At 54.9% G+C, this 13,296-nt stretch carries 14 protein-coding genes; all 14 read right to left on the bottom strand.

The window, feature by feature from the left end; genetic code table 11:
• Positions 1–104 precede the first annotated feature (104 nt).
• The 14 genes from fliE to ftsW all read right to left on the bottom strand — a co-directional run bounded on the left by fliE (position 105) and on the right by ftsW (position 13,291).
• Positions 105–446 carry a flagellar hook-basal body complex protein FliE gene (gene fliE, locus L21SP2_RS05510; protein ID WP_024267501.1) on the bottom strand — a complete coding sequence of 114 codons (342 nt, stop codon included), beginning with the start codon at positions 444–446 and terminating at the stop codon, positions 105–107.
• A gap of 119 nt (positions 447–565) precedes the next feature.
• Positions 566–1,024 carry a flagellar basal body rod protein FlgC gene (gene flgC, locus L21SP2_RS05505; protein WP_024267500.1) on the bottom strand — a complete coding sequence of 153 codons (459 nt, stop codon included), beginning with the start codon at positions 1,022–1,024 and terminating at the stop codon, positions 566–568.
• Positions 1,025–1,035: 11 nt separating this feature from the next.
• On the bottom strand, positions 1,036–1,452 hold the full coding sequence (gene flgB, locus L21SP2_RS05500; RefSeq protein WP_024267499.1) for a flagellar basal body rod protein FlgB: 417 nt from the start codon (positions 1,450–1,452) through the stop codon (positions 1,036–1,038).
• 90 nt (positions 1,453–1,542) lie between these two features.
• Entirely contained in the window at positions 1,543–3,009 is a 1,467-nt protein-coding gene (gene hslU / locus L21SP2_RS05495; protein ID WP_024267498.1) for an ATP-dependent protease ATPase subunit HslU, read from the bottom strand.
• Complete coding sequence (gene hslV / locus L21SP2_RS05490) at positions 3,009–3,548, bottom strand: ATP-dependent protease subunit HslV (RefSeq protein ID WP_024267497.1); 540 nt, start codon at positions 3,546–3,548, stop codon at positions 3,009–3,011. The genes hslU and hslV overlap by 1 nt, the downstream gene beginning before the upstream one ends.
• Positions 3,549–3,712: 164 nt before the next feature.
• Positions 3,713–4,774, bottom strand: a complete 1,062-nt coding sequence (locus L21SP2_RS16935) for a tyrosine-type recombinase/integrase (RefSeq protein WP_024267496.1) — start codon at positions 4,772–4,774, stop codon at positions 3,713–3,715.
• A gap of 65 nt (positions 4,775–4,839) precedes the next feature.
• Positions 4,840–5,718: a DNA-processing protein DprA gene (gene dprA, locus L21SP2_RS05480; RefSeq protein ID WP_169730432.1), complete on the bottom strand. Its 879-nt coding sequence runs from the start codon at positions 5,716–5,718 to the stop codon at positions 4,840–4,842.
• Positions 5,719–5,735: 17 nt separating this feature from the next.
• Positions 5,736–6,488, bottom strand: coding sequence for a tetratricopeptide repeat protein (locus L21SP2_RS05475; RefSeq protein WP_144082935.1), 753 nt, complete (start codon positions 6,486–6,488; stop codon positions 5,736–5,738).
• 113 nt (positions 6,489–6,601) lie between these two features.
• Complete coding sequence (deoC, locus tag L21SP2_RS05470) at positions 6,602–7,375, bottom strand: deoxyribose-phosphate aldolase (protein ID WP_024267492.1); 774 nt, start codon at positions 7,373–7,375, stop codon at positions 6,602–6,604.
• Between the two features lie 92 nt (positions 7,376–7,467).
• On the bottom strand, positions 7,468–8,373 hold the full coding sequence (gene xerD / locus L21SP2_RS05465) for a site-specific tyrosine recombinase XerD (protein WP_024267491.1): 906 nt from the start codon (positions 8,371–8,373) through the stop codon (positions 7,468–7,470).
• A 38-nt stretch (positions 8,374–8,411) separates the two neighbouring features.
• Positions 8,412–9,677, bottom strand: a complete 1,266-nt coding sequence (gene ftsZ, locus L21SP2_RS05460) for a cell division protein FtsZ (RefSeq protein WP_024267490.1) — start codon at positions 9,675–9,677, stop codon at positions 8,412–8,414.
• A gap of 195 nt (positions 9,678–9,872) precedes the next feature.
• Positions 9,873–11,111 (bottom strand): cell division protein FtsA, encoded by a 1,239-nt coding sequence (gene ftsA, locus L21SP2_RS05455; protein ID WP_041401236.1) that lies wholly within the window; start codon positions 11,109–11,111, stop codon positions 9,873–9,875.
• Positions 11,098–12,129: a cell division protein FtsQ/DivIB gene (locus tag L21SP2_RS05450; RefSeq protein ID WP_024267487.1), complete on the bottom strand. Its 1,032-nt coding sequence runs from the start codon at positions 12,127–12,129 to the stop codon at positions 11,098–11,100. Before L21SP2_RS05450 ends, ftsA begins: the two co-directional genes overlap by 14 nt.
• Positions 12,122–13,291: a putative lipid II flippase FtsW gene (gene ftsW, locus L21SP2_RS05445; protein ID WP_024267486.1), complete on the bottom strand. Its 1,170-nt coding sequence runs from the start codon at positions 13,289–13,291 to the stop codon at positions 12,122–12,124. Before ftsW ends, L21SP2_RS05450 begins: the two co-directional genes overlap by 8 nt.
• Positions 13,292–13,296: the final 5 nt, after the last annotated feature.

Below are 13,296 nucleotides of genomic sequence, written 5' to 3'. Positions count from 1 at the left end.
GCCTCGGATGCTCAACAAGGGGTTCAGCCGGGCGCGCACACACTGTGTGAGAGGTTTTTTAGATGGTTTTTCGGGGAAGAATCACTCATCCCCGGACGCTGCTATCAGCGCAGGGTGGTAATATCCTGGTACGCCTGTACCACGCGATCCACAACATTCTTGGTAATGCTCAGGCTCAGGTTTGCCTTGGCCATCGCGATGGTCACGTCATGGGGATCCACGGAATCGGGATCCGCCACAGCCTGAACGGAGATATCATGAGCATACTGCTGTTCCTGATTCACCCCTTCCAGGGAGTCGAAAAGCATCTGGCCGAAGCTCTTCTGTCCTTCCGGAACGGTCAGCCCCTCATCCCCCACATGGGAACGGTGGGTCTTGTACAAAGCAAACTGATCGCCGCTTACCTGCGCCGGATTCAGAAAATTCGCGTTGAACTGTATACTCATAGTTCTCCTCCCGCTTTTAATCCTCGACCGTCAGCCGGGGAACTTAAGGGAAAGTTCACTCCATCGGCCGGATAACCCCGATTCTCAGTGAATTCTCCGTGGATTCCGGGGTATTCATGCTATCGGCCGATTTCCAGCGCTTTCATGAACATGTTCTTGGCACCGTCCACAACAGCGATGTTGGCATCGTAGCTTCTGGATGCGGAGATGAGGTCGGTCATCTCTTCCACCACATTCACATTGGGATACTCCACGTATCCCGCCTGGGGGCCGGCTTTAATTGCATCGGGATGGGTGGGGTCGTACACCAGCCGGAGAGGATCATCCATGTCTTTATCGATCTCCACCACCTGCACGCCGCTCCCCACTCCCGAGTCCAGGGCTTTGGGAAAGTACTGGCTCTTCCAGGTGGTTCCTTCGGTGCTGGGAGCAACAATCACCCGGCTGCGCCGGTAGGGTCCGCCTTCGGGGGTCCGGGTGGTCTCCACATTGGCGATATTGTTGGCAATAACATCCTGACGGAGCCGCTGGGCTGTCAGTCCGCTGGATGCGATATTAAGAGTGGAAAACATTCCCATTCAGAGCCTCCTTACTGCAATACTATATTCAGATTGTTGAAATTGTGATTCACCGAACTGACCATGAGATTATAGGACAGCTGGGCATTAATGAAATTTGTGGATTCAACTTCTATGTCCACGTTATTGCCGTTGTTTTTGGCAGTTGTAAGAAAATCGGTGACCCGTCTGGGCACAACGGTGCGGTAGTCTATTTCACGGTCAAAGGCAACATGCTTATCGTTGGTGAGGTATGCATCAAAAACCGGACGATTTTCGCTCTCCAGGGCCTTTTTCAGGCTGGTTTCGTAGTTCACTTCCTGGCGCTTGAAATTGGGGGTGTCGGCATTGGCAATATTATTGGCTATCACCTCCTGCCGATAGAGATTCACACTCATATTGCGCTGGAGAATGTCCAGGCTTTTACCCCAGTTGTTATTGGTGTACATAATCCCTCCCGAAGATTACTCTGCTTTCATCATCGGAAGGGAATAGAAAATTATAAGGGTTTTCGACCCGCTTTTTCGTAAAAATCCGGCTTACAAAATGTAGCGGCTCAGATCCTGATCCTGGACAATATCGCTGAGACGTTCCCGGACATATTCCGGGGTGATGGGTACGGACTGACCGCTCAGTTCCGGCGCAGTAAATGAGAGCTCTTCCAGAAGCAGTTCCATGATGGTGTGAAGCCTCCGGGCACCGATGTTTTCGGTGCGGCTGTTCACATCGGCAGCAAGGCGGCTCAACTCACGGATCGCCTCATCGCTGAAATCGATGGTCACGCCCTCGGTCTTCATCAGCTCAACGTACTGCAGAGTGAGGGCATTCTGCGGCTGGGTGAGAATGTTATAGAAATCTTCGGTGGTGAGGGCTTCAAGCTCCACCCGGATGGGAAACCGGCCCTGAAGCTCGGGGATCAGATCGCTGGGTTTGCTCATATGGAAGGCTCCCGCGGCGATGAACAGAATATGGGATGTATCCACCACCCCGAATTTGGTGTTCACCTTGCTGCCTTCAACAATGGGCAGAATGTCCCGCTGTACGCCTTCACGGCTCACATCTCCGCTGTTCCGCCCCTCTTTCACGGCGATCTTATCTATTTCGTCAATAAAAATAATTCCCAGGCCTTCCACACGCTGGCGGGCGATATCCGCAACCCGGTCTGTATCAACCATTCGCTCCATTTCCTCGGCCAGCAGAATTTCCCTGGCCCGGGCAATGGTGGTCTGTTTTTTCTTTTTCTTTCCGCCGAATATATTTCCCAGGCTGCCAAGATTCAGGTCGATCTCTTCAAGGTTCTGGCCGGAAAATATTTCAATTGCCGGCATATTGCTCTTGGAGACGGAAATTTCCACCTCTTTCTCTTCAAGCTTGCCGTCTCTCAGCTTCTGGCGGAATTTTTCCCTGGTGGAATCGGATACCTGTGCAGCTGTTTCTTCACTTTCTGAATCCGCTGGGGGAAGCTCTTTCACATTCCCGCTTTCTTCACCTGATGGGGCTCCTGATGCGGACCCTGACGCTGTGCCGCTTCGCTTGGAAAAGAGCCCGGCCATTCCTCCGCCATTTTTGGGGGACTTTCGGCTTCCGGGTAAAAGAAGATCAAGAAGCTGTTCTTCCACCCGTTCCTCGGCTTCCTCCCGAACCTCTTCCTGGAGCTCGCTTTTCACCATGTTCACCGATACCATCATCAGGTCCCGGACCATGGATTCCACATCCCGGCCCACATACCCCACTTCAGTGTATTTTGTGGCCTCTACTTTCACAAAGGGTGCACCGGTGAGTTTTGAAAGCCTCCTGGCGATCTCGGTTTTTCCCACACCGGTAGGCCCCATCATGATGATATTTTTCGGAGCCACTTCATCAACAAGATCCTCGGGAAGTTTCTGCCGGCGGACCCGGTTTCTCAGAGCAATGGCCACCGCCTTCTTGGCCTTCTCCTGCCCGATAATATAGCGGTCCAGTTCTTTTACGATCTGACGGGGAGTTAATTCCTCAAGTTTCAGCATCAATTCAACTCCTCAACTACGATGTTCTGGTTGGTGTAAATACAGATGTCTCCGGCAATTTGAAGACTTCTCCTGGCGATATCTCCGGCACTGAGTTCACTGCCGTCCATATAGGCCAGAGCTGCGGAATAAGCGTAGTTTCCTCCGCTGCCGATGGCGATTGCGCCGGTTTCCGGTTCGATTACATCGCCGGTTCCGGAGATAAGAAGGATCTGATCCTTGTCGGCAACCAGTAAAAGAGCCTCCAGCTTCCGCAGCATCCGGTCTGTTCGCCACAACTTGGCAAGCTCAACCGCAGCACGGGTAATATCTCCGTTGAATTCTTTCAGACTGGCCTCAAACTTGTCAAAAAGCGTGAACGCATCGGCGGTTGCCCCGGCAAAACCCACAAGCACCTTTCCGTCGTAAATCCGGCGCACCTTTTTGGCGTTGCCCTTCATTACCGCATTTCCCATGGTGACCTGTCCGTCACCTGCCATTGCAATACTGTCGTCTTTTTTTACAGCAATCACGGTGGTGCTGCGTATCTTCTCAGCCATCCACCCTCCTTCTGTGAATAAAAATAATTGTATCAGTGGTCCCGCCGCATCCTGCGGCCGGGATTATCGCCGGACGGCTCACTGCCCTTCCGGTTCAAAGGGAAAATATACATCAGGAAGCGTATGGAGAACAGGAAAAACTGCCGAACTTGACGGAAGCCGACTTATCCCTGCTCCCCGTTCCGGTCACCGGAAATATTCCTGCGGCGGCTGTGAGGATGGGCATTCCGGTATAAATCCCGCAGAGCCCCCAGACTGGTGTGGGTGTACACCTGAGTTGTGCTGAGATTCTCATGCCCCAGCATCTCCTGAACCATCCTGATATCCGCTCCGTTGTTCATAAGATGCGTGGCAAAGCTGTGCCGGAACATATGCGGATGAAGGGATCCCGGTAAATTCCGGGTGGTACTGATTTTCCCAAGTATATACTGAATTCCCCTGGGGCTCAAAGCCCGACGGTTCCGGTTGAGAAAAAGAGCTCCCGGATCTTCCCCTTGCTCCAGAAATTCCTTTCTGCGGGCAAGGTAGTCAGGGATGATCCGGCGGGTTTGGGAGGAGAGAAAAACAATCCGCTCCTTTCCGCCCTTTCCGCGGATACGGATCCTGGCAGGGTTCCGCTCAACCTGTTCCCTGGATATACCGCTGAGTTCAGCTAAACGGCAGCCGGTGCTGTAGAACAGGTGGGCGATCAAAAGGTCCCGCCAGCCGAAATAGTCGCAAGCCTTCTCTTCGAGCTCTATCAGCAGTGAGTTCATCTCGTCTTCGTACAGAAATTCAGGAAGGTCCCTGGGGGCTTTTACACCCTTTACTCCGGGGACGGCGGCTCCGGCGTCGATAGACGCATCGGGGCCCGAAGGAGCGGCGGAGCCGGGGGATGCATCGGTTGCGTCAGGGCCGGCGGGTGCCGCAGACGCTCCGTGGGTAGAGGGAGCGGTCCCCCCGCCCCGGGAAGCTTTCCTGCGGGCATGAAAGCGGTAGAACCCCCGTAGGGCCGACAGTTTCCGGTTCACCGTCCTTGCAGCCGATTCTTTTCTGCCCAGCTGCCCCATGTAGGCACGAAGGGTGCGGTCATCCACGGGAAACGGAGCATCTCCCTGGGATTCAAGCCAGAGAATATATTGGGTAATATCCCGGCGATAGGCGGTGACACTGTGGAACGAGAGCCCCCGGACGGCTTCAAGGTATTCGATATACTCGTCCACCAATTTCTGATGATCATCCTGCATATTCATATCATCGTCACGGCAGGCATGATCAATGAGCTTCTCAGGCCTATAATTGGAGGCCGATATTACAAGCCCACCAGTGGAAAGACGTGATTCAGCACATCTTCGGCAGAATACACCCGGCAGGCACCCTGTCCCAGCAGCTGCAGCCCTCCGCCGTTTCTCCGGGTATCTACTCCGCCGAGAACGCAGACGTCACGGCCCTGTTCCAGGGCATAGTCTACGGTGATCAGCGCTCCGGATCCTTCAGGCGCTTCCAGTACAATCACCGAATGAGTAAGCCCGGAAATAATCCGGTTTCGTTCGGGAAACCGGTATGGACGGGGTTCTGTGCCCGGGGGATATTCTGAAACGAGCGCACCGCCTGAGGCAAGAATTCTGGCAGCCAGCCCCCGGTTGGAGGCGGGGTAGAGCATATCCGGGCCGTGCCCCAATACGCCGTGGGTGATCCCCGGCGTACTGAGAACCGCATTATGACAGGCCGTATCGATCCCCCGGGCCAGGCCCGAGACGATGCTGATTCCTCTCCGGGCAAGTTCTCCGGCCAGCCTGTGGGCGCCCTCGTAGCCCGCCACGCTGGGGGTGCGGGTACCCACCATTGCTATGCTGGTATCTCCCGACCATCCCGGCACAGGAGCTTTTCTGCTGCGGATGAATAAAAGAAACGGAGGGTTATAGATCTGTTTCAGCAGCCAGGGATACGCCGGCTCCCAGATTCCAATGGCGTGACAGCCCGGACGCTCAAGCCACTGCAGATCCAGTTGAGTGTAGTTATAGAGTTCCCGGGGGTGAAAGTTTTTCCCTCTCCGGGGAGCGCTCAACCCAATTTCATAGAGGCGGTAGCGGGTCAGGCTGCAGAACTCCTCCCTGCCCAGGTTTAGCCCCTGGAGAATCAGTTTTTCTCCGGTACTGAGAAATGATATTCTGTGAATTGCCAAATCCATGGGGTGAACCATTCACCCTATTCACCGGATAAAAGCGCCTCCCGATTGCGGATGGCCGCATCTTTTTCGTCAGGCCGCCGGGCGGTTTCAGCAATCCGGTTGTAGATGGCCACGGCATCCTCGCTGCGGTTCTCCATCAGGGCAATCCGGGCCAGCACAAACAGCAGCCGGGAATTGTCGGGAAAGATTTCCAACCCCTGGTTCACCACCCGTTTGCCTTCATCGAGCTCATCAAATTCGAAAACATGAAGCACCGCCAGGCCCACGTAGGGGTCTTTGTAGCCGGGGTTCACCTCAATTGCCCGTCGGTAGTATCCTTCAGCCATCCTCAGATATTCTGTTTTGGCCCCCTCGTCCGGCCGGGAGAGGGCGTACTGTCCCGCAGAAACCCCCGCAGAATGGAGAACCACATGGTTGGAGGGTTCGATCTCAAGAATTGACTGGTAGTTTTCCAGGGCCAGTTTATGCATGCCAAGCCGGGAGTATTCCTCGGCCAAAAGCTTGTAATAATTCACCGCCGACCCCGCCGCTTCGATTTTTTCCCGGATTATCGATTCGTAGCGGCGGATCTCTTCCCTCCACTCCTCCATCTGGGCTTCCGTTGGAGGCTCATCGCTGTAGCGGTTGGGACTGAGTCTGATCAGACTGTCGATGAATCCGGAATTTTCTCCGGATGAACAGGAGGCTCCAAGCAGAATAATCAGTATGATTCCACAGACCGCGACCATTCTGCGTATTCCCGGGCCCTTCACTGCAATCAATTTGATCATATACTTCATCTCCCCTCCTGAGGAAAATCCCTGCCGGGGACCGGAATCCCCGGACTCAGTATTCCGGACTCAGTATTCCGGACTCAGTATTCCGGCTTAGGCACCCCGAGGGATCAGTATCCCGAACCTCCGGCATCTGCGCCGGTGAGAATGGCAGGAGTGGCGCTGGCGCCGATTCGGTCGGCTCCGGCTTCGATCAGCTCCAGGGTGAACTCCCGGTTCCGGATCCCCCCGCTGGCCTTCACACCAAGAATGCTTCCGCCAACCTGGCGCATCAGCTTTACCGCATCCACGCTGGCTCCGCCGGAGGCGAAACCGGTTGATGTTTTAATAAACCACGACCCCGCCCAGCCGGCGATAAACGAAGCCTGTACGATTTCTTCATCGCTCAGTTCTGAGGTTTCAAGAATAACCTTTACCAGTTTGCCCCCTGCAGCCTGAACCACCTTGCGGATATCCTCATAGACGTACAGATAATCCCCGTCCTTCAGAAATCCGAGAGCGATCACCATATCGATCTCATGGGCGCCTTCATTAATGGCCTGTATGGTCTCGGCAACCTTGGCTTCCGTAGCATCGTATCCCCAGGGGAATCCCACAACGGTGCAAAGCTTCACCGGGCTGTCCTTCAGCCGGCGGGCTGCCTGAGGAAGTCTGCTGGAGGGTATGCACACAGAGAAGGGTTCATACTCCAGGGCTTCATCGAAAAGCTTCTCATATTCCCCGTCACCCGCAGCCTGTTTCAGCTGGGTGTGATCAAAATAGCTTTTCAATTCCCGTTTCTCACCGCTATGCTGTGGTTCAGGACAGGGAAATGCATCGGGAAGAGACACTCCCCTGGAGGCAAAATAGCTTCGTAGTTGTTCTTCGATTTTTTGAATATTCATGACTTCTCCTTTTTGTAGGCTCTCGCCCCGCCCCGACGGGCCTCCAACCCTTCCCTGCTGCGCAGGTACCCGGACAGAGATGCTCCGGAACTTCAGCCGCCGCTTTTCCCCGGCACCTGTTCTTCCAGAGGGTGATATTTTGTATGATAATCCTGCAAGTCGTCCCTGTCCACATGGGTGTATATCTGGGTGGTGCTGATATCCGCATGCCCCAGCAGAGCCTGGACGGAACGGAGATCCGCACCGCCCTCCAGCAGATGGGTGGCGAAACTGTGGCGGAGGGTGTGAACCTTGGCGGAAATTCCCGCCCGCTGACTTATCTCCTTGAATTTCTTCCACATTCCTTTTCTGGAGAGCTTCCCCCCGAAGTGATTCAGGAATACATAGCGCTCGCTTCTTTGAGGATTATACAGCCTGCTGCGCCCTTCATGAATGTATCGGCCGATCCAGTGGGCGGCCTCTTCACCCATGGGAACAATCCGCTCCTTATCCCCTTTTCCTCTCACCCGTATGAGGGATTCATCCATATGGACCCGTTCCAAAGTCAAATCCACCGCTTCCGATATGCGCAGACCGCAGGAATAGATAAGCTCAAAGAGACAGCGGTCCCTGAGCCCCAGAGGGGAGTCGGTATCTATCTGTTCCAGGATCAATTCCACTTCTTCAACGCTGAGCACACCGGGAAGAGTTCTGGGAATACGGGGCATTTCCAGACTCAGGCAGGGATTGGTTGATACCTCCTTCTCCTTCATCAGGTAGAAGAAAAACTGCCGAAGGGCGGAGATGATTTTCGCCACCGTCCGGTCATCCACACCGGCCTTCCGCCGGAGCACCAGATATTCCTGAATCACCGCCTCGTCGCAGTCATTGAGCATTTTGCCCCTGGCTCCCAGAAATTTGATGAAGCTTCGAATCTCCCGGCCGTAGGTTTCCACCGTACGGTCCGCAAGCTGAAGCTCGAATTTGAGATGATCAATAAAAAACTTTCCCGGGTCCATGTGCCTTTCTCCGCCTCCCGCCGGGGGAGGCTCCCGGATCAATCCCGGTTTTTATTCCGCTGATGCCTGATGTACGCCGGAATATCCAGTTCATCATCGTTGTAATGGCGGGATGTGTGGCCTCCCGCTTCCGGAGCCGGACGGGCATCGCTTTTCCCGGTCATTTTATTCCAGTCATTCAGGCTGATGTACGCCGAGCTGCCGCTCTGGGACTCATCGGAGGCTTCCTCTTCAACCGTCTGTTCGGGGGCCGTGGAACGGATTCCCGCACTGCGGCTGCTGCTCTGATAAAACCCGGTGGCAATCACCGTAACCTTCAGTTCTTCCCCGAGACGTTCATCCACACCGGTACCCGCAATGATCAGTGCATCGTCATCGGCATTGGCGGTGATAATGTCCATCACCTCCTGGTACTCGTTCAGGGCAAAGTTGCTTCCGCCGGATACATTCACCAGCAGTCCTTTGGCGCCTTCGATGTTTGCGTCCTCAAGAAGAGGATTGTTTATGGCGTTGGTGGCGGCGTCCACGGCCCGGTTCGCTCCGGTACCGATGCCGATGCCCATAATCGCATCGCCTTTGCCCATCATGATGGTGCGCACGTCGGCGAAGTCGATGTTGATATCCCCTTCCTGGGTGATAAGGTCGGAAATGCCCTGTACGCCCTGGCGAAGAACATCATCTGCCACCAGAAAGGCCTGACGGATGGGAGTGTTTTTCTCCACGATGCTCAGCAGATGCTGGTTTGGAATGGTAATGAGGGTGTCCACATGCTCCCTCAGTTTATCAATTCCGCCCTGTGCGATTTTCTGCTTTCGGATTCCTTCAAAGTGAAAGGGTTTGGTCACCACTGCCACGGTGAGAATGCCCAGTTCCTTGGCTACCTGGGCAATCACCGGGGCGGCACCGGTTCCGGTACCCCCGCCCATTCCGGCGGTAATAAATACCATATCCGATCCGCCCAGAAGCTCGCGTATTCTCTCGGTGTCTTCCTGTGCGGCGTGTTCACCCACTTCGGGATTGCCGCCGGCACCCAGACCTCCGGTGAGTTTCTGCCCCAGAGCCACCTGGATTTTCGACATACTGCCGTGGAGCGCCTGCTGATCGGTGTTCATGGCGATAAAATTTACATCCAGCAGTCCGGTTTCAATCATGCGGTTGACGGCATTGCTTCCGCCGCCTCCAACCCCTACAACGGTAATTACCGTGGGACTGGTTCCGCTGCGAATGTGGGCGTCGCCCGTGGTGTGAGGCTCTGCCGCGGGGTCCCCTGTTGCGGCATTGTCCTCAAGTATGTGTAACTTCATATTCCCCTCCCGAAATATGCTGGATCCGGCTGCAGTCCGAATCCCCACCGGCGAAACAGAGATTCTGTTTCGCCGTTTGTTCTATTCTATCGTTTTTTGCATTCAATATCTAGTTCTCAGCAATGCTCCTGCTGATATTTCTTCTTCCCGCCCAGGCGGCTGTCCCGGCCCGGTGCGCCTCCGGCTCCCCCTGTGCTACTCAAAGAAGTTTCTCAACCACTGTTTCAGCCCGCCACCTTTGCGGCTTCGGGTATCCCGGATGACCGGTCCCTGAAGAAGGGCCTGCTGGGCTCCCTGAAGCACCAGGCCGTAGGCGGTACTCCGGTCCGGGCGGCACACTTCCCGGCTGAGACCGTTCACCCCGAAGGGTTCTGCCATCCGGACTGCGGTGGGAAATATGCTCTGAGCAAGCTCCACGGTTCCCGGAAGCATGGCTCCGCCGCCGCTGAGCACAACGCCGCCCAGACTCTGCCAGGCGGTGAACCCCGCTTCGCTCTCCACCCGTTTCTTAATCATCTCGAAGATCTCGGTCATTCTGGGCTGTATGTATGAGCAAATGGTGTTTCTGTCAGTTGAAAGAGGCGGACGCCCTCCCACTCCCGGAATGATCACCGGTTCGCCCCCTTCCTCAACCATGGAAGCAAGACAGAATCCGTCACGGATCTTGATCTTTTCCGCTTCCTCAAAAGGTATTTTCAGAATGATGGCGATGTCCGAGCTCACCTCCTTCCCGCCCAGAGGCAGGACCGAGGTATAGTGGGGCGCTCCGTTCAAATAGAGCATGATATCGGTGGTTCCTCCCCCGATATTGATAAACAGCGTACCGATCTCCTTCTCCTCGGGAGTAAGAGATGCCCTGGATGCCGCCAGGGATTCGTACATCATTTCGCTTACTTTCAATCCGGCTCGGTTAATGCATTTAATCAGATTCTGTGCTGCGGTAATGGATGCGGTTATCAGGTGAACCTCCGCCTCAAGACGGACTCCGATCATATCTCTGGGATCTTTTACGCCCCGTTGTTCGTCCACCAGATATTCCTGGGGCAGCAGGTGGATGATCTCCCGGTCCATGGGCAGAACCACCGCCCGGGCGGCTTCCATTACCCGGTCCACGTCGTTCTGGGTGATCTCCCGGCCCTTGCTGTTGACCGCAACCACGCCCCGGGAGTTGATGCCCTCAATATGGGGACCGGCAATGCTGGCCACAACCGTTTCCACTTCACGGCCGGCCATCTGCTCGGCCTGTTCCACGGCTTCCAGCACCGATTTCTGGGTTGCCTCAATATTGATAACCACACCCTTGCGCAAACCGTTGGAGGGACTCACACCTACTCCGAGAATTTCCAGTTCCTCGTTTTCGTTGTACTCCCCGATTATCGCGCACACCCGTGTGGTGCCGATATCCAGGCCCACAATTGGATCACTCCAGGCCATACTCTCCCCTCTCATTGCTGTATATCACGTCACCGGTCCTGAAATCAATCTCGTCAATTTCCTCGAGCCCCCGATCCTTCATCATATCCAGGGTCTTGAGCATAAACAACGCGGTATCCCCGTCCAGGCCGGCTGCGGCCCGAAGTCTTACCTGCATATGAACGGGAATCAATACCCATTCATAAATTCCCGGATATACCTCATCCATTCGCAATTCGCTGAAGGCCCGGAGCAGCTGAGGCGACTCCTTCATGATATTCTGAACATCCTGAAGCATTCGCTGCTGCGGGGTGTTCAACTGAGCCCCGGGACTGCTGTTTTCCAGTTCCACTCCGTGAATCACCGGCAGTTCCCAATTGCGGATTTCTCTGCCGGTCCGGAAAATCACCCCCTGGGAATCCACCGCTGCGGGAACATAGCCCTGATCCCCCTGGAGCATGACGATAGCCAGCTCTTCCCTTTGGCGGAGTTTCACTCCCAGGGAATCGGGAAAGATCCGCTTTACCTCAGCCTCCAGCACCTCGGGGAGGGCTTCTAGCCGGGATTGGATTCCCGACTCATCCAAACGGTAGAACAGATCTCCCGTTGAGAAGCCTCCGGCCTGCTCAACTTCCTGCATGGTGATATCCATATCGCTGTCCAGCTGCACATGCTTCAGCTCAAGACCGGGGGCAATAACAAAATGGAACACCAGCTCCAGCACCAGGATGGTCACCAGCAGGATGATGAGAACATTGAGCGTTTTCCGGATAAGTGACGCCGGGTTCGCAGGGCGCTTTTTACCCGGGTCCTTTCTTCCGCTGTCTGTTCTGCCTCTTCCATTTTTCCGGCCATCGTTGTGCAGGTGTGTTTGATGAACCGATTCGTCAGTGAACCCCGATGTAGAAAACCCCCGTGATCCGAACTTTTCATAGCGGTAATCGGGATGCGGGGATTCACCGGGCTTGGCGTACTCCGCATTGCCGTACCCCGGATGTTTATGCTCCCACAGACTGTGATCTGAAAGAAAGTCAGCCATAGGCCTGCTCCCGGGGTTCAGCCCCATCCTCTTCGGTTGAGCTTCTCTGCATGGAGAGTTTGAGCAACAGCCCTGAAAGGATCATGGTAATCAGAAGGTAGGATCCTCCGGATGCGAAAAACGGCATGGGTATTCCCGTTGCGGGGATCATGCCGGAAACCACCGCCATATTCACTCCCGCCTGGAGTACCAGCGCCGAAGTGATTCCGTACGCCAGCAGAGCATACATGGGATTCTCCTGAGCCACGGCAATACGGTATCCCCGCCATGCAAGAAGACCAAACAGCACAATTACACCGCTTACTCCCAGAAAACCCAGTTCCTCACCAAGAACCGCAAACACAAAATCCGACTGGGCCTCCGGCAGACCGCCGAGCTTGCGGATTCCCTGACCGATTCCCATGCCCCAAAATCCGCCGTTGCGCAGGGCTGAAAGGGATGCCAGCACCTGATACCCCGCTCCGCTGGGATCCTTCTCCGGTTCCAGGAACGATATGAGGCGGATCACCCGATGCTCCCGGCTGAGCAGAAGAATTACTCCCAGGGGAACCACAATAAAACCCAGGGCGATAAAATGACGCATCCTCACTCCGGCGATATAGAACATAGTCAAGCCGATGAAGCCCAGAAACATGGCCGATGAGAAATCATTCTGAAGGTAGATCAGCGCCACAAAGAGCAGCACAATAATAAATGGAGGAAGAAGGCTGTTCACCACATCTTCCAGCCTGTCCTGCTTTTTCCCCAGAATATAGGCCAGATACACAATCAGAGTGAGCTTCACCAGTTCTGCAGGCTGGAATGTATAGCCCGCCAGCTGAATCCAGCGCCGCGCCCCCAGATATTCCACCCCCACTCCGGGAATGAAGGTGAGAAGCATGAGAGCAATTGACAGAAAAATCATGGGGGGAATCAGTCTGGTGAGCAGATTCATGGGAATTGCCAGCACCGCAAGACCTGCAAGAACTCCCAATGCAGCATACATGCTCTGACTGCGGATAAAATGATAGGGATCGTTGAACAGGAAATCCGCCCGGTAATACGAGGCGGAAAAGAGCATGGACAGACCTGTCCCCAGGAGTAACAGGATCGATGCAAGGAGAATCACATCCACTCCATTGGACTGCTTGGGTATTTTTTCCGCCTGAAATCCCTGTGCCATACTAT

Origin of the sequence: Salinispira pacifica (genome assembly GCF_000507245.1) — a bacterium.
Classification (GTDB): domain Bacteria; phylum Spirochaetota; class Spirochaetia; order DSM-27196; family Salinispiraceae; genus Salinispira; species Salinispira pacifica.
Note: the sequence above shows the minus strand (reverse complement) of the source record. Positions and strands in the feature narration are given on the sequence as shown.